The organism is Sphingobium sp. RC1, assembly GCF_059738765.1.
Genome location: NZ_AP027306.1, coordinates 814733 through 837495, shown reverse-complemented (window position 1 = coordinate 837495; position 22763 = coordinate 814733). Strand labels below are relative to the sequence as shown.

Annotated in this window: 13 protein-coding genes and 1 tRNA gene; 10 read left to right on the top strand and 4 right to left on the bottom strand. The window is 61.4% G+C overall.

Annotation, left to right across the window (positions count from 1 at the left end; all coding sequences use genetic code 11):
* Nucleotides 1-44 precede the first annotated feature (44 nt).
* On the top strand, nt 45-1163 hold the full coding sequence (locus AC6JBC_RS04045) for a glycosyltransferase (RefSeq protein ID WP_498025527.1): 1119 nt from the start codon (nt 45-47) through the stop codon (nt 1161-1163).
* Between the two features lie 93 nt (nt 1164-1256).
* On the opposite strand, the gene AC6JBC_RS04040 is transcribed toward AC6JBC_RS04045, so the two are convergent.
* On the bottom strand, nt 1257-2591 hold the full coding sequence (locus AC6JBC_RS04040) for a lipopolysaccharide biosynthesis protein (RefSeq protein ID WP_498025526.1): 1335 nt from the start codon (nt 2589-2591) through the stop codon (nt 1257-1259).
* Nucleotides 2592-2738: 147 nt separating this feature from the next.
* On the opposite strand from AC6JBC_RS04040, the gene AC6JBC_RS04035 reads away from it, so the two are divergent.
* The 8 genes from AC6JBC_RS04035 to AC6JBC_RS04000 all read left to right on the top strand — a co-directional run bounded on the left by AC6JBC_RS04035 (nt 2739) and on the right by AC6JBC_RS04000 (nt 18061).
* The gene (locus AC6JBC_RS04035; RefSeq protein WP_498025525.1) at nt 2739-3680 is read left to right on the top strand and encodes a LysR family transcriptional regulator; all 942 of its coding nucleotides are present in this window, start codon (nt 2739-2741) and stop codon (nt 3678-3680) included.
* A 425-nt stretch (nt 3681-4105) separates the two neighbouring features.
* The gene (locus AC6JBC_RS04030) at nt 4106-6217 is read left to right on the top strand and encodes a TonB-dependent receptor (protein ID WP_498025523.1); all 2112 of its coding nucleotides are present in this window, start codon (nt 4106-4108) and stop codon (nt 6215-6217) included.
* A 94-nt stretch (nt 6218-6311) separates the two neighbouring features.
* Nucleotides 6312-7427, top strand: a complete 1116-nt coding sequence (locus tag AC6JBC_RS04025; protein ID WP_449473902.1) for a DUF47 family protein — start codon at nt 6312-6314, stop codon at nt 7425-7427.
* A gap of 28 nt (nt 7428-7455) precedes the next feature.
* Nucleotides 7456-8457: an inorganic phosphate transporter gene (locus tag AC6JBC_RS04020; protein ID WP_449473903.1), complete on the top strand. Its 1002-nt coding sequence runs from the start codon at nt 7456-7458 to the stop codon at nt 8455-8457.
* Between the two features lie 344 nt (nt 8458-8801).
* Nucleotides 8802-12965: a DNA-directed RNA polymerase subunit beta gene (gene rpoB, locus AC6JBC_RS04015; RefSeq protein WP_464787304.1), complete on the top strand. Its 4164-nt coding sequence runs from the start codon at nt 8802-8804 to the stop codon at nt 12963-12965.
* Nucleotides 12966-13043: 78 nt separating this feature from the next.
* Entirely contained in the window at nt 13044-17300 is a 4257-nt protein-coding gene (gene rpoC, locus AC6JBC_RS04010) for a DNA-directed RNA polymerase subunit beta' (protein WP_498025520.1), read from the top strand.
* A gap of 214 nt (nt 17301-17514) precedes the next feature.
* A tRNA-Gln gene (locus tag AC6JBC_RS04005) sits at nt 17515-17588 on the top strand.
* Between the two features lie 152 nt (nt 17589-17740).
* On the top strand, nt 17741-18061 hold the full coding sequence (locus AC6JBC_RS04000) for a hypothetical protein (RefSeq protein WP_498025519.1): 321 nt from the start codon (nt 17741-17743) through the stop codon (nt 18059-18061).
* Between the two features lie 56 nt (nt 18062-18117).
* Here AC6JBC_RS04000 and AC6JBC_RS03995 read toward each other — a convergent pair whose 3' ends face one another.
* A complete protein-coding gene (locus AC6JBC_RS03995) occupies nt 18118-18795 on the bottom strand; it encodes a TetR/AcrR family transcriptional regulator (protein WP_449473910.1) in 678 nt (225 codons plus the stop codon).
* Between the two features lie 237 nt (nt 18796-19032).
* On the opposite strand from AC6JBC_RS03995, the gene AC6JBC_RS03990 reads away from it, so the two are divergent.
* Nucleotides 19033-19614, top strand: a complete 582-nt coding sequence (locus tag AC6JBC_RS03990) for a nitroreductase family protein (protein WP_498025518.1) — start codon at nt 19033-19035, stop codon at nt 19612-19614.
* Nucleotides 19615-19768: 154 nt separating this feature from the next.
* Here the strand turns inward: AC6JBC_RS03990 and AC6JBC_RS03985 are convergent, their stop codons facing one another.
* Nucleotides 19769-20170, bottom strand: coding sequence for a VOC family protein (locus tag AC6JBC_RS03985; RefSeq protein WP_498025517.1), 402 nt, complete (start codon nt 20168-20170; stop codon nt 19769-19771).
* 49 nt (nt 20171-20219) lie between these two features.
* On the bottom strand, nt 20220-22631 hold the full coding sequence (locus AC6JBC_RS03980; protein ID WP_498025515.1) for a TonB-dependent receptor: 2412 nt from the start codon (nt 22629-22631) through the stop codon (nt 20220-20222).
* Between the last annotated feature and the right edge of the window lie 132 nt (nt 22632-22763).

Below are 22763 nucleotides of genomic sequence, written 5' to 3'. Positions count from 1 at the left end.
GCAGCCAAACTCATTCCTTGCACGGTTTCTTGCACTCGGGGGCCATGCTCGATCGCACCCATCGCATCGCCGTCTACCTCTATGAGCCGAGCGACGGCGGGCTGGACCGCGTCGCGATCCTGCTCGCCAATCATCTGGCGGCACAGGGAATAGGCGCGGAACTGTGGATGGCCCGGACCGAAGGCCCACTCGCCGCGCTGATCGCACCCGATGTGACCGTGCGCCAGATCCCTGCGGCAAAGCTTCCGCGCGGCCTCTCGATGCTCACCCAACTGCCCGCCCTTCGCCGCATGATCCGGCGCCATCGGCCCCACGTCCTCTATTCGGCAGGCAATCAGAGCAACCTGCTCGTCGCCCTCGCCGTAATTGGCACACCCGCCCGAGCGGTCGGCCGCATCTCCAACCCCATCGTTCGGCCCGGCAAGCGCGGCATTCTTGCATGGCTCCGGCGCAAGCGCTTCCAACTGACAGCCTGGCTCAGCGATCGCACCATCGTCATGGGCAGCAGCGATGCCGATCTGCTTGGCCATGGCTGCCCCCCGATCCGGGCAAAGGTCGCCTTCCTGCCCCGCCCCACAGTCACTCCGTTGCTGGAGCAGACAGGCAGCAAGCGCCGCCCGACGTCACCTGGCACGGTACGGGAACTGCTCGCGGTCGGCCGCCTCGTCCCGCAAAAGGACCATCGCACGATGTTCGCCGCCCTTGCCCGGGTGAAAAGCCATGACTGGCGCCTGCGCATCGCCGGGCAAGGACCGTTGCTCGACGACCTCAAGCAGCAGGCCGCCGACCTTGGCATAGCCGATCGCATCAACTTTCTCGGCTTCGTTTCCGACCCTCAGGCCTTGGCCGAGCTTTATGCAAACGCCGAAGTCCTGTTGCAGTCATCCCGCTGGGAAGGCCTCACCGCCACCGCCATCGAAGCGCTCGCCTGCGGCTGTCAACTCGTCATCACCGATTGCACTCCCAATCTGCGCGACATCGTCGCCGATGCCGGGCAGCATCCGATGGTGCCGGTCGGCGACCATGTCGCCTTTGCAGACGCGATAGACTGGACCCTCTCCCGCCCCGAAGATCCCGACCGCGCGCGGGAAGCGGTGCGCACTTACGGCGTGGAAGCCGCGCTTTCCCAATATCAGACCCTGTTTGCGGAAATGCTGAGCTAGCGCGTCGTCACCAACCTCTCACCGTTCGCCCTGAGCTTGTCGAAGGGCTTCAGTTCTGTTGAGGAAGAGCGGGAGGCTCTGAAAGAACTCCCCCTACCTCAAATGCCGCCGCACCGCCGCCGCGCGCATCACAAAGCCGCCCATCGAAGCCACCAGCACCGCCAGCGCAGCGCCTTGCGCGCCCATCCGGGGCAGAAGGACCACCAGCATCACGCCCAATATCGCGCATTCGACCAATCGCACCGTCACTGTCAGCCGCTGCCGATCGATCGTCATCAAAATGGGATCGAAGCTCACCCCCGCCATCTCGATCGCCGCCGCCCCCGCCAGTAGCAGCAACAGCGGATAGGCAGGCAGGTAAGCCGCGCCGGACATCTTGACCAGCACCCACTCCCCGACCAACCACAGCAGCAGGATAATCAGGACAGCGCTCAAAGCCGCAGCCGCGCTGATCTGCCGGGACAGCTTGCGCAGCGCGGTCATGTCCCCCTCTCGCCCACCGCGCATATGATGGCGCGTGGACTCCGCGAAGATGGCGCGCGACATAAGTTGCGAGAAGGTCGTCAACGCGTTGCCCAACTGTGCCGCCAGGCGGTAATAGCCCGCTCCCGTCGTGCCCGCGAACATGCCCACCAGGAATATCGGCACATTATTGATCAGTGCCAGCAGGCTAAGGTTGATGTTGCTGGCGATCGAAAAATTCAGGATGCCGGGGAAATGGCGCCGCGCCTCCCCAATCCGGACCGGCTTCACCCTGCCGATGTGGCTGCGACCATGGCGAAACGCCAGAATCCAGTAGGTCAGGGACACGACGACCTCCGAAAAGGCCCAGGCCATCAGAAAGCCCAGCGGCGTCGGATTGAACCACCATGCCACCAGCGCGCCAGCCATGCGCATGATCGGCATCATGCTTTCGGCAAAGGCGGCCGCTGCAAAGCGATCGAGCAGACGCAATATGCCCACAGCCGTCGATCGGGTCGCCAGCAGGACCACGGACGCGTAGCCCAGACCCATCCACGCGACGGACCTGTTCCAGCCCAGAACCGGCCCCAGCAGCAATGCGATGGTCGCCGCCAGCACTATGCCCGCCGCCGCGCTCAGCAGATCGATGGTCAGGGTAGCGCCGACCAGCTTGGCCAATGCGGATTTCTGGCCGTCCCGCAAAGGGGCCTGCCCGAACTTCACGACCGCCTGCCAACTGTCGAAAGTGACGATGCGGGCGATGAACTGGGCTATCGCGATGACCAGGCTGAACACGCCAAAACCCGCCGGCCCCATCGTACGGGTCGCGATGGCGAGATAAACCAGGCTCAGGACCGCGCCCAACCCCTTGCTGCCAAGCAGCCAGCCGGTGTTACGGACGATATTCGCAAACCCGCGCTTGTCCCCGGCGTTATCCGCCACCGCCCGCCTGAACCGACTGATCATGGCGCCTGATTGCCGAACTCACCGCGGATGCCAAGCGGAATTGTCGGCGCAATCGGCTGCCACTCCGGCCCGGTCATCAAGGACACACCCCACCACCGCCAAAGATCGCGCTTAACCCGGCGTCCCAATTGCACTATCACCCCCGGCATGGCCACGCCTTCCCTGCGTCAACTCGACATTTTTGCGCAGATGGTGGCGGCGGGTAGCATGTCGCGCTGCGCCCGCGATCTGGGCGTCCCGGTCGAAGACATCGCGCGCGCAATCGCCTCACTGGAAATGCGTCTTGGCTATCGTCTGTTTGAAGGCCCGCCTGATCATCAGCGGCTGACTGCGGCGGGGCGCAAGACCGCCGAGGCGATGACCCTCTTGTCGCAGGATCAATCCGGCAGCTGGGCGCTGGACGAAACGGCCCCCGCTTCCCCTCCGTCCGTCGCTCCAGAAGCCGCGCCTGCGGAGCCTTCCCCCGCACCAGCGCGTCAGGCGATCACCCTTGCCGCCCCCGCGCCCGTTTTCGGCCACTTCCAGGAAGCGCTCGCCGCGTTCGAGGCCGCGAATGAGGATATCGCGATCACGCTCGACCTCTCCATCCACCTCGCCGATGAGGCGCGCGCGGCACTGGAGCAGGGCCGCGTCGATATCGCCTATTTCTACGCATTGGGGGAACAGCCGGGCTTCGCATCCCGCTATGGCTGGTCGGAACAGATCAACCTTTACGCCGGGGCGGATCATCCGCTCGCCCGGCGCGACATCGTCACGACCGACGATCTCCGGATCAGCCCCACGCTCGCCATGGAGCCGAATAACGGCCTGCGTCGCATCATCGATGAAGCGCTCGACCGGGAAGGCATCAGCATGGGCGCGCCGGTGCTCGAAACCGACAATGTGTTCGATATCATGACCATATTGCGCGAAGGCGCGGGCTGTTTCGCCGCCTTCGGCCCTCTCGCCCGAGACCTCGGCCGCATGAACGGCATCCGCCGCCTGCCCCTCGAACGCCCCCTCCCCTCCATCGAGGTCCGACAAGCCCTGCGCGCCCGCGCCGACGCAGACTCGCCAGTGAGTGCGCTCGCGGAATTTCTCTTCCTCTGATCTTTCATTCCGGGTGCACGATCTATCTCGGTAGTTGGTCGCCAGGCCTGTCGTCGATCGTCGATCCCTAGCAGCCGACACCTTCCGCTGCCTCCAGATCACTGATCCTTAGAGCCTAATCCTGCAGACTGATCGTCACCCCGGACTTGATCCGGGGTCCCGCTCCTCTTCTTAAGCTGCAGAGGCAGCGAATTCCCGGCCGAGCCCCGCAGTGACGGAAAATCAGCCTTGATCCGATGCTTCCGTGTAACACGATCGCCCTCCATCGCTGGCAATGGGCCGCCGATCCGGGTCACTTATCTACGATAGCGCCCGCTAGCCGCTAACCCTTGTCCCTTCCTCGATGATCCGCCGACCCCCATTGATACGTTATAACATTTAAGTTAAAGGCGCCTCACAACCTGTTTCAATTAAGGGTTTCCTTCATGAATTCCCCCTTGCCGCTCCTCCGCGCCAGCTGCGCCCTCACCGCAATCTGTCTCGCCTCCCCCAGCCTCGCCCAATCGTCATCAATCCAGCCCGGCACCTATCATGATGACCAGCCCAACATCGTCGTCACCGCCATTATCCCCCGCCGCCAGGGTGACATATTGTCCGGCACCTCGGTTCTCTCCGGTGCCGAGCTGACACGAGACCTGCGGACCACCATCGGCGAAACCCTCGCCCATCAACCCGGCGTCTCCGCCACCTCCTTCGGCCCCAACGCCTCCCGCCCGATCCTGCGCGGCCTTCAGGGCGAACGAGTGCGCATCCTCACCGATGGCGTCGGCAGCTTCGACGTATCCAACACCTCGGTCGATCACGCCGTCGCAATCAATCCCCTGACCGCCGACCGCATCGAAGTGCTGCGCGGCCCGGCTGCCCTGCTCTACGGCTCATCGGCGATCGGCGGGGTCGTCAATGTGATCGACAGCCGCATCCCCCGCCGCATGCCCGACGAGCCCGTCCACATCGAAGGCATCGCGACTTATGGCAGCGCCGCCAACGAACGAAGTGGCTCAGGCGAAATCGAAGCACCACTGACGGACAAGATCGTCGTCCACTTCGACGGCAGCTATTCGAAGAGCGGCGATCTCGACACCGGCAATTACATCCTCACCCCCGCCCTGCGCGCTCAGGCCGCAGCCAGCGGAGACCCCGCCATCACGCCCATCGCCGATCTGCGAGGCAAGCTTCCCAACAGCGCCGCGCGCACTTGGGAAGTGGCTGGGGGGGCGGCGCTCGTGACCGACGGCGGCAACCTGGGGTTCTCGATCGCCCACACGGACAATCTCTACGGCGTCCCCGTCCGCTATTCGGTCGAGCCGGGATCAGAGGCCGAACAGGTCCGCCTCCACATGAAGCAGGACCGCGCCGACATGCGCGCCGAACTGCCGGTCAATGGCGGCATCCTGGATTCCATCCGCCTTCGCGCGGGCTTCGCCGATTATCAGCATCAGGAGATCGAACCATCCGGGGAGGTCGGCACCACATTCTATAACCAGTCGATCGAATCGCGGCTGGAACTGGTGCAGGCCAAGCGCGGCGGCTGGGATGGGGCCGTCGGCGCCCAATTCTTCGCCCGCAATTTCCATGTGGAGGGCGAAGAGAAATTCCTGCCCCGCAACCGGACGGAGCAACTCGGCTTCTTCACGCTTCAATCCTTCGACTTTGGCAGCAGCCGGATCGAACTGGGCGGCCGCTATGAACATAATAAGGTAGGGGCGGACGCGGATGCGACGTTGTTCAACCCCGCCTATCAGCGCAGCTTCGACGCGTTTTCCGGGTCGATCGGCGCGAGCCAGGAAATCCGCCCCGGCTGGCGCGTCGGCCTGAACCTCGCCCACACCGAACGCGCGCCATCGGCCGAAGAACTGTTCGCGCGCGGCAATCACGCCGGGACGCAAGCATGCGAGCTTGGCAACCCAAACTTCGACCTGGAAAAAAGCTGGGGCGTTGAAGCCACGCTGCGTGGTGAAGGCCCCGGCTACACCATGTCCCTGTCGGCCTATCACAATTGGTTCAACGGCTACATCTACGATGCGCTGGTCGATGACAGCGCCTGCATTGCGGTGAATGGCGGAAAGCCGCTGGATTTCCCCTGCTTCCAATATAATCAGGCTAATGCGCGCTATCTCGGCTTTGAAGCAGAGGCATCGGTAAAGCTCGGGGAAGTCGGCGGATACAAGGTCAATCTGGATGGCCTCGCCGACTATGTCCGCGCAACCATCACCGGCTCAGGCCCTGCGCCACGCATCCCCCCGCTCCGCCTGCTCGGAGGGATCGAATTGCAGGGCGACCGGCTGAGCTTCCGTGGCGAGGTCGAACATAGCTTTGCGCAGGACAGGATCGCCGCGACAGAAACCCGCACGGACGGCTTCACGCTCGTCAACGCATCGCTGTCCTTCAAGCCGCTGAAAGGGAATGACCGGACCACCATCAGCCTGTCGGCGAACAATATATTCGATGTCGAGGCGCGGCGACATGCCAGCTTCCTCAAGGATTATGCGCCGCTTGCCGGACGGGATATCCGCCTGACGGCTCGACTATCCATCTGACCAACCTAGTTCATTGCGCAATGTGACGGTTTGGTTACAAGGCGCGTATGGATGAGGGGCGTTTTATGGCTAAGATTGAGGGGGCGGACTGGTAATGCGCCAGATCGCCGCCCTTCCCTATGCCGCCGACCCTGATGGATCGATGCGCATCCTGCTGATCACCTCACGCGAAACCCGCCGTTGGGTGATCCCGAAGGGCAACCGCATCAAGGGGATGGCAGGCCACCGCGCCGCCGAACTCGAAGCCTATGAGGAAGCGGGCATTCACGGCATCGCCTGCCCCGCTCCTTTGGGCCGCTACCGATATGACAAGCGCCGACGCAAGGGCGACACACGCGAAGCCACGGTTGAAGTTTTCCCCCTTGCAGTGACCGGCCAGTTGTCGCAATGGCCCGAGCAGGGGCAGAGGGAGCTGCGCTGGTTTCCGGTCGCAGAGGCCGCGAAAGCGGTCGAGGAACCCGATCTTCAAACGATTATCGCGGCCTTTCGCGAACCGCCGCGCGATCCGGGCTGGTTCATCCGAACGCTGCTGCGGATCAAGGAATGGCAAAGCGAAAGGACTGGAATGCTGCGGTGGTTTCACGCGCTGATGCCCAAACAGGGGCGCTTCTTCGAACAGTTTGAGGATCATGCGGTGACGCTCGTCGCCGGGGCCGATGCGCTCGCCAAGCTGCTGAAGGGCGGCCCGGACATGGACGCGCATATCGAAGAAATCTCCGCGCGCGAACACGAAGCGGACGACATCATCCGCGAAGTGCTGCAGGATGTCCGCCGCATTTTCGTGACACCCTTCGACCGCAGCGCAATCACCGGCCTGATCGGCGTGATGGACGACGCGATCGACCAGATGAACCAGACCGCCAAGGCAATCGCCCTGTTTGAGGTCAAGGAGTTCGCGCCTCAGATGCAGGATATGAGCGCCCTTATCGTGGAGTGCGCCCGCATCACGGCCGAAGCCATGCCGCTGCTGCGTTCGCTAAACCTCAATTCGGTGCGGCTGCATGAGCTGACCGAGCGGCTGGTTAAGCTGGAGGGGCATGCCGATATATTGCATGAGGCGGGCCTTAAGGCGCTGTATAATCAGGCACGGCAAGGCAATCCCATGGACTTCGTCGTCGGGAACGAAATCTACGCCCATCTGGAGAAGGTGACCGACCGGTTCGAGGACGTCGCCAACGAAATCTCCGGGCTGGTCATCGACCACGCCTGATCCTTAGCTCCATTCGAGTCTCAATCTGATGGAAGCCCATCTCGCCTTTCCGCTGCTCGTCGCTCTGGTCGGCATCGCGCTCGCCTTCGACTTCCTGAACGGCCTGCATGATGCCGCCAACTCGATCGCGACGATCGTATCGACGCGCGTGTTGAAGCCGCAATATGCGGTGGCCTGGGCGGCTTTCTTCAATTTCATCGCCTTCCTCTTCTTCGGCCTGCATGTGGCCGAAACGGTGGGCAAGGGCATTGTCGATGCCAGCATCATCGACCCGCAGGTGATCTTCGGCGCGTTGATGGGGGCCATTGCCTGGAACCTCATCACCTGGGGCCTGGGCATCCCTTCCTCCAGCAGCCATGCGCTGATCGGCGGACTGCTGGGCGCGGGCACGGCCAAGGCAGGCCTCGGCGCTGTCGTATGGAGCGGCGTCTTCAAGACCAGCGCCGCCATCGTCATGTCCCCTGCCATCGGCCTCATCCTGGCGCTGCTGCTGGTCCTGATCATCAGCTGGATATTCCGCCGCTTCACGCCCCAGGGCGCGGACCGGGTCTTCCGCAAGCTCCAGCTCGTATCGGCGTCCCTCTATTCGCTCGGTCATGGCGGCAATGATGCCCAGAAGACGATGGGGATCATCGCGGTGCTGCTCTACTCGCAGGGCATGCTGACGGGCGGCTTCCACGTTCCTTTCTGGGTGGTGATTTCCTGCCAGGCGGCGATGGGCCTCGGCACGCTGCTCGGCGGCTGGAAGATCGTCCACACGATGGGATCAAAGATTACGCGCCTTACTCCCGCTCAAGGCTTCTGCGCCGAAACGGGCGGAGCAATGACGCTATTCCTGGCGACGCATCTGGGCGTGCCGGTTTCCACCACGCACACCATCACCGGCGCGATCGTCGGCGTCGGCGCTTCCCGCCGCTTGTCGGCTGTCCGTTGGAACGTCGCCTCCAGCATCGTGATCGCCTGGGTGGTGACGCTGCCCGCCGCCGCCCTGATCGGCGCAGGCTTCTATGGCCTGACACGATTGTTCTGATCGTCCGCAGCGATCAAATCACGATCGTTATTGAGACAATGCACCCTTCACAAAGGCGCGCACGGTCTCTATATGGCGTTTTGAAAATCCGGTTCCTGCAAGCCTTCCAGCAAGCATGAACCGTCCCCTGGATCGCCCGGGGACCGGTTTCGAATAGCGCGCGAAACCGGCGGGATTGGGCGGCATTTGGTGGGTCACAAGGTGCTGACAGTGCGGATCGGACAGTCCCGGCCCGCACTTTTTTGCGTGGCGGCAGAAGGGCGAATCATCCCTTTCACCCGTCTCGCCAGGCTGAATTTCGCTGCGATGCGAAAAAATGCGACGAATTACAGGCAGGAAACGCAATGGCGACCAAAGCTCTCCCCACGATCAGCAATACCGGCGCGAAGAAGCGCATCAGAAAGGTATTCGGCGACATCCACGAAGTGGTGCAGATGCCGAACCTGATCGAGGTCCAGCGGGAGAGCTATGAGCAGTTCCTGCGTTCGGACCCGTCGATCGGCTATGTGTCGGGCCTCGAAAAGACTTTGCGCTCGGTCTTCCCGATCCGCGATTTCGCCGGCACCGCCGAAATGGACTTCGTGCATTACGAGCTGGAAGAGCCCAAATACGACGTCGAGGAATGCCGTCAGCGCGGCATCACCTATGCAGCGCCGATGCGCGTCACGCTGCGCCTGATCGTGTTCGAAGTCGATCAGGACACCGAAACCCGCTCCGTGCTCGATATCAAGGAGCAGGACGTCTACATGGGCGACATGCCCCTGATGACGGGCAACGGCACCTTCATCGTCAATGGCACCGAGCGCGTTATCGTGTCGCAGATGCACCGTTCGCCGGGCGTTCTGTTCGACCATGACCGTGGCAAGACCCACTCATCGGGCAAATATCTCTTCGCCGCGCGCGTCATTCCCTATCGTGGTTCGTGGCTCGACTTCGAATTCGACGCCAAGGACATCGTCAATGTCCGCATCGACCGCAAGCGCAAGCTGCCGGTGACGGCACTGCTCTATGCGCTCGGCCTGACCGCCGAAGACATGCTCGGCTTCTTCTACAACAAGGTCGTGTTCGTCCGTGGCGAAGGCGGCTGGCAGATTCCCTATCTCGCCGAAGCATGGCGCGGCCAGAAGCCCGCTTTCGACATCGTCGATGCCAAGTCGGGCGAAGTCGTGTTCGCCGCCGGTCACAAGATTTCGCCGCGCGCCGCCAACAAGGCGGAGAAGGACGGTCTTGAAACCCTGCTGATCCCGACCGAGGAAGTCTATGGCCGCTACAGCGCCTACGACCTCATCAACGAAAAGACCGGCGAAATCTACATCGAGGCCGGTGACGAAGTCAGCCCTGAAAACCTCGAAAAGCTGGACAAGGCGGGCATCGACCGTCTCGAACTGCTCGACATCGACCATGTCACCACCGGCCCCTGGATTCGCAACACGCTGAAGGCTGACAAGGCCGAAGAGCGCGACCAGGCCCTGTCCGACATCTATCGCGTCATGCGCCCCGGCGAGCCGCCGACGAAGGAAACTGCGGAATCGCTGTTCGCCGGTCTGTTCTTCGATCCGGAGCGCTACGACCTCTCGGCCGTGGGCCGCGTGAAGCTCAACATGCGCCTCGACCTCGATGCCGAGGACACGGTCACCACCCTGCGCGTCGAGGACATCCTCGCCGTCGTCAAGGAACTGGTGAACCTGAAGGACGGCAAGGGCGAGATCGACGACATCGACAATCTCGGCAACCGCCGCGTCCGTTCGGTGGGCGAACTTCTGGAAAACCAGTATCGCGTCGGCCTCCTTCGCATGGAGCGTGCGGTCAAGGAGCGCATGTCGTCCGTCGATGTCTCGACGGTCATGCCCAACGACCTCATCAACGCGAAGCCCGCCGTGGCTGCGGTGCGTGAATTCTTCGGCTCCTCACAGCTGTCGCAGTTCATGGACCAGACCAATCCGCTGTCGGAAGTCACCCACAAGCGCCGCGTGTCAGCGCTCGGGCCGGGCGGTCTGACGCGTGAACGCGCAGGCTTCGAAGTCCGCGACGTTCACCCGACCCATTATGGCCGTATCTGCCCGATCGAAACGCCGGAAGGCCCGAACATCGGTTTGATCAACTCGCTCGCCACCTTCAGCCGCGTGAACAAGTACGGCTTCATCGAGACGCCCTACCGCAAGGTGATCGACACCAAGGTGACCAATGAGGTCGTCTATCTGTCGGCAATGGAAGAAGCCAAGCACACGATCGCACAGGCGAACGCTGAGCTGAACGCCGACGGTACGCTGGCCGAAGACCTGATCTCGGCGCGTGAAGCGGGCGAATTCCTGATGGCGCCCAAGGACCACATCACCCTGATGGACGTCAGCCCCAAGCAGCTGGTGTCGGTCGCGGCCTCGCTCATTCCGTTCCTGGAAAACGATGACGCCAACCGCGCGCTCATGGGATCGAACATGCAGCGTCAGGCCGTGCCGCTGGTCAATGCCGAAGCGCCGTTCGTCGGCACCGGCATGGAAGGCACGGTTGCCCGCGATTCCGGCGCGGCCATTGCCGCCAAGCGTCCGGGCATTGTCGATCAGGTCGATGCGACCCGTATCGTCATCCGCGCTACCGGCGATATCGAGCCCGGCCAGTCGGGCGTCGACATCTACACGCTCCAGAAGTTCCAGCGTTCGAACCAGGACACCTGCATCAACCAGCGCCCGCTGGTGAAGGTGGGCGACCTGATCGAGGGCGGCGACGTGATTGCCGACGGCCCATCGACCGAGTTCGGCGAGCTGGCGCTGGGCCGCAACACGCTCGTCGCGTTCATGCCCTGGAACGGCTACAACTACGAAGACTCCATCCTGATCTCCGAGCGGATCGTGAAGGACGACGTCTTCACCTCGATCCATATCGAGGAGTTCGAGGTCATGGCCCGCGACACCAAGCTGGGGCCGGAAGACATCACCCGCGACATTCCGAACGTCGGTGAAGAAGCGCTGCGCAACCTCGACGAGGCGGGCATCGTGTACATCGGCGCCGAAGTGGAGCCGGGCGACATTCTGGTCGGCAAGATCACCCCCAAGGGTGAATCGCCGATGACCCCGGAAGAAAAGCTGCTCCGCGCAATCTTCGGTGAAAAGGCGAGCGACGTGCGCGACACCTCGCTGCGTCTGCCGCCGGGCGTTGCCGGTACGGTCGTCGAAGTCCGCGTCTTCAACCGTCACGGCATCGACAAGGACGAGCGCGCCATGGCGATCGAGCGGGAGGAAATCGACCGCCTCGCCAAGGATCGTGAAGACGAACGCGCCATCCTTAACCGTGCGACCTTCAACCGCCTTCAGGAAATGCTGCTCGGCCAGACCGCTGCCGCTGCTCCGAAGGGCATCAAGAAGGGCGTCGAGATCGACGAGGCCCTGCTGGCCGAAGTCGAGCGTCATGAGTGGTGGAAGTTCGCCGTTGCGGACGACACCCGTCAGGCAGGCATCGAGGCCGTCAAGGCGCAGTATGACGAAGCGGTGAAGCTGATCGTCGAAAAGTTCGAGGATCGCGTCGACAAGCTGCAGCGCGGTGACGAGCTGCCCCCGGGCGTGCTGAAGATGGTCAAGGTCTTCGTCGCGGTGAAGCGCAAGCTGCAGCCGGGCGACAAGATGGCGGGCCGTCACGGTAACAAGGGTGTCATCTCGCGCATCCTGCCGATCGAAGACATGCCGTTCCTGGAGGATGGCACCCATGTCGATATCGTGCTGAATCCGCTGGGCGTGCCGTCGCGCATGAACGTCGGGCAGATCTTCGAAACGCATCTGGGCTGGGCTGCCCGTGGCCTGGGCCAGCAGCTCAAGCACGCGCTGGAAGACTGGCGTGAAGCCAATCCGAACCCGCAGCCGGGCGCCATGCCCGACGCGGTCAAGGAGCGGCTGCTTGCATCCTACGGCCCGCAATATGCCGATCAGATCGAAGGCCGCACGGCCGAGCAGATCATCGATCTGGCCGAGCATCTGCAGCGCGGCATTCCGATGGCGACCCCGGTATTCGACGGTGCCCGCGAAGCCGACGTGTCGGCGATGCTGGAGCTGGCCGGCCTGCACTCCTCGGGTCAGTCGGACCTGTTCGACGGTCGCACGGGTGACCGCTTCGACCGTAAGGTGACTGTCGGCATCATCTACATGCTGAAACTGCACCACTTGGTCGATGACAAGATCCACGCACGTTCCATCGGCCCCTACAGCCTCGTCACCCAGCAGCCGTTGGGCGGTAAGGCGCAGTTCGGCGGCCAGCGCTTCGGTGAAATGGAGGTGTGGGCGCTCCAGGCCTACGGCGCGGCCTACACGCTGCAGGAAATGCTGACGGTGAAGTCGGACGACGTGGTCGGCCGTACCAAGGTCTACGAAGCGATCGTCAAGGGCGACGACACGTTCGAGGCCGGGATCCCCGAGAGCTTCAACGTGCTGGTCAAGGAAATGCGCTCGCTGGGCCTCAACGTCGAACTCGCCGCGATGGACGAGGTCGAGGACGACGACGGCTTCGCGCAGGCAGCGGAATAAAGGGTTTGCGGGGCGCGGCCTGACGGCGGCGCCCTCCCCTTCGCTCCAAAGATTTGCCCTCATGAGGGAATGAAAAAGATGAACGAACTGACCAATTTCGCCAACCCGGTCCAGAAGGCCGAAACCTTCGACCAGATCCAGATCGGCCTCGCCTCGCCGGAGCGCATCCGCAGCTGGTCCTTCGGCGAGATAAAGAAGCCGGAAACCATCAACTATCGCACGTTCAAGCCGGAACGTGACGGCCTGTTCTGCGCGCGCATCTTCGGTCCGATCAAGGACTATGAGTGCCTGTGCGGTAAGTATAAGCGCATGAAGTATAAGGGCATCGTCTGCGAAAAGTGCGGTGTTGAAGTTACCGTGTCGAAGGTCCGCCGCGAGCGGATGGGCCATATCGAACTGGCCGCGCCGGTTGCGCACATCTGGTTCCTGAAATCGCTGCCCTCGCGCATCGGCCTGCTGCTCGACATGCAGCTCAAGCAGCTTGAGCGCGTGCTGTACTTCGAATCCTACATCGTCACCGAGCCGGGCCTGACCCCGCTGGAGAAGTTCCAGCTTCTGAACGAAGACGAACTGCTCGACGCGCAGGACGAATATGGCGAGGACGCCTTCTCCGCCGGGATCGGCGCGGAAGCGGTCAAGCAGATGCTGATGGACCTCGACCTTGAGGGCGAGAAGCAGGCGCTGCTGGACGAGTTGGCCGTCACCAAGTCGGAACTGAAGCCCAAGAAGATCATCAAGCGGCTGAAGGTCGTCGAGAGCTTCCTGGAATCGGGCAACCGTCCCGAATGGATGATCCTGGATGTCGTTCCGGTCATCCCGCCCGAACTGCGCCCGCTGGTGCCCCTGGACGGTGGCCGCTTCGCGACTTCGGACTTGAACGACCTCTATCGTCGCGTCATCAACCGTAACAACCGCCTGAAGCGGCTGATGGAACTGCGCGCGCCGGACATCATCGTCCGCAACGAAAAGCGCATGTTGCAGGAAGCTGTCGACGCACTGTTCGACAATGGTCGTCGTGGCCGCGTCATCACCGGCGCCAACAAGCGTCCGCTCAAGTCGCTGTCCGACATGCTCAAGGGCAAGCAGGGCCGCTTCCGTCAGAACCTGCTCGGCAAGCGCGTCGATTATTCGGGCCGTTCGGTCATCGTGACCGGCCCGGAACTCAAGCTGCACCAGTGCGGCCTGCCCAAGAAGATGGCGCTCGAACTGTTCAAGCCCTTCATCTACGCCCGCCTCGACGCCAAGGGTCTGTCCATGACCCTGAAGCAGGCCAAGAAGTGGGTCGAGAAGGAGCGCAAGGAAGTCTGGGACATCCTGGACGAGGTGATCCGCGAGCACCCGGTCATGTTGAACCGCGCGCCGACGCTTCACCGCCTCGGCATCCAGGCGTTCGAGCCCGTGCTGATCGAAGGCAAGGCGATCCAGCTGCACCCGCTCGTCTGCTCCGCCTTCAACGCCGACTTCGACGGTGACCAGATGGCCGTCCACGTTCCGCTGAGCCTCGAAGCCCAGCTGGAAGCGCGCGTGCTGATGATGTCGACCAACAACATCCTCTCGCCCGCGAACGGCAAGCCGATCATCGTTCCCTCGCAGGACATGGTATTGGGTATCTATTACCTGTCGATGGAGCGCGAAGGCGAGCCAGGCGAAGGCATGCTGCTGGCCGACATGCAGGAGGTCCACCAGGCTCTCTATGCCAAGGCTGTGACCCTGCACTCGAAGATCATCAGCCGTGTGCCGCAGACCGACGAAGCCGGTCAGCAGTATATGAAGCGGTTCGAGACCACGCCGGGCCGCATGCTGCTGGGCGAATGTCTGCCCAAGTCGCACAAGGTCCCCTTCGACGTCGTCAACCGCCTTCTCACCAAGAAGGAAATCGGGGACGTCATCGATCAGGTCTATCGTCACACCGGCCAGAAGGACACGGTGCTGTTCGCCGACGCCATCATGGCGCTGGGCTTCCGCCACGCGTTCCAGGCCGGCATCTCGTTCGGCAAGGACGACATGGTGATCCCGGACTCGAAGGAAGGCACCGTCGCCGAAACCAAGGCGCTGGTCGCTGACTATGAGCAGCAATATCAGGACGGCCTGATCACGCAGCAGGAAAAGTACAACAAGGTTATCGACGCCTGGAGCCGTTGCGGCGACGTGGTGGCGAACGCCATGATGGACGAGATCCGCGCCCAGCCCAAGGACCCGCAGACCGGCCGCATGGCCCAGATCAACTCGATCTACATGATGGCGCACTCCGGCGCCCGTGGTTCGCAGGCCCAGATGAAGCAGCTGGCCGGTATGCGCGGCCTGATGGCCAAGCCTTCGGGCGAGATCATCGAGACGCCGATCATCTCGAACTTCAAGGAAGGCCTGACCGTCCTTGAATACTTTAACTCCACCCACGGCGCCCGTAAGGGTCTAGCCGACACCGCGCTCAAGACGGCAAACTCGGGTTACCTGACCCGCCGTCTGGTCGATGTGTCGCAGGACTGCACCATCGTCGAGGAAGATTGCGGCACCGAAAAGGCGTTGGAAATGAAGGCCATCGTTCAGGGCGGCTCGGTCATCGCTTCGCTGGGTGAACGCATCCTGGGCCGCACTACGGCGCAGGACATTGTCGATAGCAAGGATGGCAGCATCGTCATCCCGATCGGCACCCTGCTCGACGAGCCCATGATCGCCCAGATCGAGGCTATCGGCACCCAGGCCGTGAAGATCCGCAGCCCGCTGATCTGCGAAAGCCGGATGGGCGTGTGCGGCAAATGCTACGGCCGTGACCTCGCCCGTGGTACGCCGGTCAATATCGGTGAAGCGGTCGGCGTCATCGCGGCGCAGTCCATCGGTGAACCGGGCACGCAGCTCACCATGCGTACCTTCCACATCGGCGGCGCGGCGAACTTCAACGAAACGTCGAACCTGGAAGCCCTGTCGGACGGCACGATCGAGCTGCGCGACATGCCGACCATCACCGACAAGAACGGTCGTCGCCTGTCGCTCGCCCGCAATGGCGAGATCGCGATCATCGACTCCGAAGGTCGCGAACGCGAAACGCATCGCCTGCCCTACGGCGCCACCATCCTGTTCGCGGATGGCGACACCGTGAAAAAGGGTGAGCGCTTTGCCGAGTGGGATCCGTTCACCATGCCGGTGATCACGGAAAAGCCGGGCATCGTGAAATATGTCGACCTGATCGACAACAAGACGCTGACCGAGCAGACCGACGAAGCGACCGGCATCGCCCAGCGCGTCGTCATCGAGCATCGCGGTTCCGCCCGTACCAAGGAAGATCTGCGTCCGCGCCTTACCCTGCTCGACGATCAGTCGGGCGAAGCCGCCCGCTACATGCTGGCGGTGGGTGCGACCCTGTCGGTCGATGACGGTGCACAGGTGCAGGCCGGTGACGTGCTGGCGCGTGTCTCCCGCGAAGCCGCGAAGACCCGCGACATCACCGGCGGTCTGCCGCGCGTCGCCGAACTGTTCGAAGCCCGCAAGCCCAAGGACAATGCGATCATTGCCAAGGTCTCGGGGCGCGTCCAGTTCCTCAAGGATTACAAGGCGAAGCGCAAGATCGCCATCAATCCCGAGGATGGCGGCGAGCCGGTCGAATATCTGATCCCCAAGAGCAAGGTGATCGACGTTCAGGAAGGCGACTTCGTGAAGCGCGGCGATAACCTGATCGGCGGTTCGCCCGATCCGCACGACATTCTGGAAGTTCTCGGCATCGAGCCGCTGGCCGAATATCTGGTCGCGGAAATCCAGGAAGTCTACCGCTTGCAGGGCGTGAAGATCAACGACAAGCACATCGAAACGATCGTTCGTCAGATGCTGCAAAAGGTCGAGATCATCGAGTCCGGCGACACCACCCTGCTGGTGGGCGAGCAGATCGACCGCGAGGAAATGGACGAAATCAACGCCAAGCTCCAGCCGGGCTTCGCGCCCGCCGCTGGCAAGCCGGTGCTGCTTGGTATCACCAAGGCCTCGCTCCAGACGCGTTCGTTCATCTCGGCGGCCTCCTTCCAGGAAACCACCCGCGTCCTCACGGAAGCGGCGGTTCAGGGCAAGAAGGACACGCTGGTTGGCCTGAAGGAAAACGTCATCGTCGGCCGCCTGATCCCGGCGGGTACTGGCGCGGGCATGAACCGCATGCGCGTTGCCGCCTCGTCGCGTGACGCCGCGATGCGGGCTGCTCTGCGGGCTTCGAGCCAGGTTGACCTGATCGCCCCCAAAACGGCCGCTGAAGAGCATGCCGCCGAGCTGGCGCAAGGTCCGGAAGCTGCCATCGGCGACGATCCGCTGGGCGCCGTCCAGGGTGAGGACTTCACCACGCAGGATCTCGACTGACCTTTGAAATGGAGGGAGCCGCTTCCTATCTTGGATAGTGGCTCCCAAGCCCATCGATCCCCCAAGGGAAGATGAAAGAGCCCGCCGGACGCATCAGTTGTCCGGCGGGCTTATTCCTGACCGAAGTATGCGGCATTTTCCGGTGCAAGCCCCTTGACCAGCCGATCCAACCAGCTTATTTGCGCCCTTCCGATGCGGGCTACACCCGCCTTGGTGCCCGATCCTCTAATGGTAAGAGAGCGGACTCTGACTCCGTCAATCAAGGTTCGAATCCTTGTCGGGCATCCAAACATTCGGCAATCTAGAAAATTTAAGTCATGTATGGACTTTGCCATCACCTCCGCTAGCCGATCCCTTATGTTTAGCAGATGCATTAGGCTTGATGACTGATCGCGGGTCGAGGGGAGCCTGATGCGATCCTTGAAAAGGGAGCATCCTCAGTGGCATCACAATCAAGCGAGCAAGCCGCTCTTCCTGTTCACGAAATATCAGAAACTGAATTCTACGCGGACCTGAAACATTGGCGCACCAACATCCGGCCACTTCACTGGCCGGAAAATGTCCGCGTCATCTCACTGGACGGCCTGGCACTCATCGGACTCGATGATCGAGGCAATGCGTATCTGAATGGGCAACGCCTATATACAGCACGCCGCTTCGCTTGGCAGGAACGGTTGATCGCAGGATTGCTCGCGCTGTCGGCTATCGTCGGCGCTGTCGCCGCCTCCTGCTCAGCTTGGGCAGACTTGCATCCACTTTAATCGCCTGATGTGGGGCCGCGGCCAAGAGCTCCTGCTCCCGGCCCCACGCCATACCGTCACGCAGCCGGGCGAAGCCCTCTCACCTCTTCGGGAGTGATGGTCTTGGCAAGATTGATCAGAGATTTCACGGCAAAAGCCTTAAGCTGCGGCATCTTGGCCTCCCACGGCTTGCCATATCCCGCCAATATCGTTGACCCTTCGATCGACGTGTTGATGAACAGGGTCACGATGTCGACTTCCTCCGTGGAAAGCGCCGGGTTGAGTTCGGCGACATAGGAAGCCATTAGATTGTGCATATACTGATTGACCATCTCGACCCGTTCCGCGACGAACTGATTGTGGTTCGCCATCGCCCACAATTCGGTAAACAGGTGGGTCATCTTCTTCGTCTTCGTTTCGTCGAAGGTGCCCCCGATGACCAGCGCGAGCGCTTCTTCGGCAGGTAAGCCCTTATTGGTAAGGCTGACTCTCGCCTCGCCCACGGTTGGGCTGAGCAGTTCGTCCAGCAGCACCTGAACCAGCATTTCCTTACGCGGGAAATGACGGCTCACATTTCCCACCTTCATCCCACATTCGGCGGCAATCCGGCGAAGGGTGAACGCCGACGCGCCCTCATCGACGAGAACGTGCAACGCGGCCTTGAGGATTGCATCGACCGTGTCGGAACCCCGGGAATATACTCCCGGGCGAGGAGGAGCGACAAGCTTGGCCTTTTTCACCTTGAGATCAGTCATACTCCCCCGTAGCGCTGATTTGAATTGATGAAAAGTTCTGCTCGCATGCCATCTGCGGAACGCCCTCTGGCAACCATGATCAATAGTAACCGCAGAACATAATGGTCCGAAGCGCGATCTTGCGATCGTCGCCCCATCAGGACGTTGACATGCGACAACTTTTAGTCAAGCGTTTCTGGTGAGCTGCGGCGATAAGTCTGCGCGCAATCCATTTCGTTGCAAAGGACCCTTAAAGACATGACGCTCAACCGGGAAACCGACACGGCCCTCGACCCTTTGTTTCTAAATCGCTGGTCGCCGCGCGCCTTTGATGGCTCCGTCATGCCCGCTGACGATCTGCGCACCATATTGGATGCCGGACGCTGGGCGCCCTCTTCCTTCAATTATCAGCCCTGGCGCTTTCTCTATGCGACGCGTGACGATGCCGCCAATTGGGCGCGCTTCCTTGATCTGCTGATTCCGTTCAACGCGATCTGGGCCAAGGAAGCCTCGGTACTTCTGTTCATCCTGAGCGAAACGACGATGGGATCGCCGGACAAGCCCAGCCATTCGCACAGCTTTGACGCTGGCGCCGCCTGGTCGGCCGTAGCGCTACAATCCACCCTGATTGGCTATCACGCCCATGGCATGGTCGGGATCGATATGGACAAAACCAGGAGAGAGCTGGGCGTTCCCGACGGCTTCCGGATAGAGGCCGCCGTAGCGATTGGTCGGATGGGCGACCCCGCGTCTCTTCCTGAAAAGCTGCAGGCTCGCGAAGAGCCCAGCAACCGCAAGCCTCTTGAAGAGATTGCCTATTCCGGCAACTTCCGCGGCTGACTTGAAATTGCGGCGCCGGTCATTGATCGACAAGCGCCGTTATGAAAGTTGGGGGAGGCACCATGTACCTCCCCCTTCCACCTGATCCAGAAGCCTTCAGGCGCTGGTGTCACAAGATGATCGCTCACATTTGCACGCGTGATGACCATGCGCCTCACATGAGTTGGACCACCTCGATCAAATTGCCTTCGACGTCTTTGACGAAGGCCACGTGTACGCCATGTTCGGGCTCCGGATGAGCAGCCACGACCAAAACACCACCTGCGGCGGCGGCACTTTCCACGAACCGGTGGATATCATCGGCGATGAACCCTAGGATAACCGACTCTGTGGCCGATTTTTCCACGTCGAGGAATTTTGTCAGCGTGAAGTTCCCCGTGCCCGGCGGATTTGACCTGAAGTACAGTTCCCGAATGGGACGCCCTGCGATTTCCGCATCGGCCTGCGCTTCCTCGATCAGGCCGCATACGGCGCCATAGAAGGCCGCAACCTTGTCAAGATCCTGCACGATCAGCTTGGTGAAGCCTAAAGGAACTACTTTATTCACATCTGACATATTCATCGCTCTTCATTTTTAAGCATATTCGACCCTCCGGAACTTCAAGTCATTTTCCGAATGAGTAGCGTAGACGAACCCCGTACATTCTGGGTTCGCCGTATAATGTCGCAGTAAAGAACTGGCTGTTATAGGTGTTGCTGTTGCTGACACGATACAGCTTGTTCGTCAGGTTGGTGGCGTAGAAGCCTACGTCCACACGGCTACCTGCAACATTCCGCCAGTCCAGCGACAGGTTCAGCGTTCCGAATGGTTCAAGCCGCTCGCCCGGCTGATCCCCAGGCAGGCTGGTGCCCGCCGTATGCTGCGCCGACGTGTGTGAATAGTTGACGAACATCGCAAGTGTGCCGAGATCGCCGCCAAGCGGCTGCTCTGCGGACACATGGAAGCTGTAGATATATGGCGACACATATTGGAACGGTATGCAGGTCAGGTTTACAGTCGCCGGAGCACTGATGATGTTGCCGGTGCAGTCCTCGGTCGGGCTGCTCGGTGCGAACTCATATTTCTTATACTTGGCATCTGTATAGCTGAACGTACCGCCGATCTCGACACCCGGAATCGGTCGTAGCGACGCTTCCGCCTCTATACCCTGGATGCGCGCATCTGCGGAAAGAACCCTTGCGCCAGCTGCACCGGTGGTGGGATTGAAGTCGCCGGTCGCGCGCTGAATGCCCTTATAGGTCAGATAATAATAAGTAGCGTTGAGCCGAAGCGGCATGCCCGCCAGTCGCACATCCGACTTGAAGCCAGCTTCATAGGATGTGACGAACTCCGGCGGGAAAGTACGAGTGGTGGTAAACACCGCATTGGCGTTTATCCCACCGGCCTTGTAGCCGCGGCTGATCTTGCCGTAGACGAGAAGCTCAGGCGAGAATCTGTAATCTACACCAATGTTCCAGGTCGGCTCATTGGTCTTCAAATTCGCATCAAATGAGCAACCGGCAGCGTCTGGCGCGATCGTATTGTCGGCGAAGCAGAAGAATGCCCCTGGAGCGATTACCTGATACAGACCCGCCGAGCCGCTGACCCTATCCCAAGTGTACCGAATACCGCCCGTGACCTTCAGGTTCTGCAATGCAGGCGAAACCAGTCCCAAATCCAGCGTCGACTGCGCATATAGCGCTTTCGACGTGTTGGTGATCGCATATCTTATGTCATAGACGCCGCAAACCAATGGGTTGCCCGTGAACAAAGCTGGACAGAAACCAGTTGCACCCGCCCCCTGAGTCCCGGCCGGACGCTGATCATAGTAGAATGCACCCGCGGTAAAGGTGAGCAGCTTGTCAAACAAATCGCCCTGAAGCTGCAATTCCTCGGTGAAAACCTTGATATCATCTCGCGGCAGGCGCGTCGGCGAAGCATTATCGTAGATGACCGGGGTACCGTCACCGGGCAAAGTAACAACGCCGGGAGCCGGATAATTCCTCGGATCGCCATCATCGAACTGGAAGATGGTGCCATCACTGTCGACGCTATACGTGGTCTTGAAGCGTTGATAGCTGATGATGTTACGCAGCGTCAGTTCTTCGTTCAAATTTAGCGTGGAAGTATTGGTGACGCCCCAGGTCTTCGTCCTTTGAAACGAATTGGTGCCATGCGCTGTTTGCCTGGGTCCACGGGCGGCTGCTTCCGCGCTAGCCGCTCTGTAGACGTCGCACGATGCGCTAAAGCCAGGGATTGTCGGTCCTTCAACGCAGAAAGGAAGGCCGACAAAGCTCGTGGCCGCGAGTCCCGCAACGTTGAGATGCGTGTTGACCGTGCCGGTCCCATGGGTCCGGGAATTCGCCCCATAGGCCATGGTATAATTTTCAAAAGTCTCGGTCGGCCGCAGCGTCAATCCAACGCGCCCGGAATACCAGTGCAAATTATCGCGATCGGTGTTCCAGACGACATCCCGCGTGTAGCCATCACGATCCTGATAGGCTCCGGCGACCCGCAGCAGAACCTTGTCATCCACGATCGGGACGTTGATCGCGCCTTCAAGTTCCTTGTTGTCGTAATTGCCGAACTTGCCCTGAACATAGCCTTCAAAGTCGTTCGTCGGCTTTTTGGGGACCAGCAGCACCGCGCCGCCAGTCGTGTTACGTCCGAACAAGGTTCCTTGCGGGCCGTTCAGTACCTGGACATTCTCCAGATCTACAAAATTACCGGCACCGCCTTGTTGAGGAATTGAGATCGGCGCGGGCAGCGGCACTTCATTCAGATAAACGACCACGCCAGGCGACGCCTGGAAGGTCGCACCCTGTCCTCGGATCGTAAAGCTTTGCGCTTCGCGCGAGGGATTGCCGTTGTTGCCGACCACCAGAGACGGAACCGTCGCCTGCAAATTTTGCGGCTGCGTTATACCTTGCTGCTGGAGACGCTCTGGCGAAAATGCCGTAATCGCGATAGGAACGTCCTGCGCGCGCTCGTCACGGCGCTGCGCGGTAACGACGATTTCATCCGGGGCCGAGTTCACGCTTGAGCCAGCGGCCGATTGGGCCTGTGCCTGCGCGGCTCCCGCAATGCACAACGCCGTGACCCCGGCTCCGCATAGGAGCTTCAAGCTATTTTCTACTGATCGCATCATTGCTACTCCCCATATGTAGCA

What these genes read in the sequence shown, in the direction of transcription:
- AC6JBC_RS04035 (WP_498025525.1), top strand. Translation starts at nt 2,739, where the DNA reads ATGGCCACGCCTTCCCTGCGTCAACTCGACATTTTTGCGCAGATGGTG.
- AC6JBC_RS03985 (WP_498025517.1), bottom strand. Translation starts at nt 20,170, where the DNA reads ATGTCAGATGTGAATAAAGTAGTTCCTTTAGGCTTCACCAAGCTGATC.
- AC6JBC_RS03990 (WP_498025518.1), top strand. Translation starts at nt 19,033, where the DNA reads ATGACGCTCAACCGGGAAACCGACACGGCCCTCGACCCTTTGTTTCTA.
- AC6JBC_RS04025 (WP_449473902.1), top strand. Translation starts at nt 6,312, where the DNA reads ATGCGCCAGATCGCCGCCCTTCCCTATGCCGCCGACCCTGATGGATCG.
- rpoB (WP_464787304.1), top strand. Translation starts at nt 8,802, where the DNA reads ATGGCGACCAAAGCTCTCCCCACGATCAGCAATACCGGCGCGAAGAAG.
- AC6JBC_RS04040 (WP_498025526.1), bottom strand. Translation starts at nt 2,591, where the DNA reads ATGATCAGTCGGTTCAGGCGGGCGGTGGCGGATAACGCCGGGGACAAG.
- rpoC (WP_498025520.1), top strand. Translation starts at nt 13,044, where the DNA reads ATGAACGAACTGACCAATTTCGCCAACCCGGTCCAGAAGGCCGAAACC.
- AC6JBC_RS03995 (WP_449473910.1), bottom strand. Translation starts at nt 18,795, where the DNA reads ATGACTGATCTCAAGGTGAAAAAGGCCAAGCTTGTCGCTCCTCCTCGC.
- AC6JBC_RS04020 (WP_449473903.1), top strand. Translation starts at nt 7,456, where the DNA reads ATGGAAGCCCATCTCGCCTTTCCGCTGCTCGTCGCTCTGGTCGGCATC.
- AC6JBC_RS04030 (WP_498025523.1), top strand. Translation starts at nt 4,106, where the DNA reads ATGAATTCCCCCTTGCCGCTCCTCCGCGCCAGCTGCGCCCTCACCGCA.
- AC6JBC_RS04045 (WP_498025527.1), top strand. Translation starts at nt 45, where the DNA reads ATGCTCGATCGCACCCATCGCATCGCCGTCTACCTCTATGAGCCGAGC.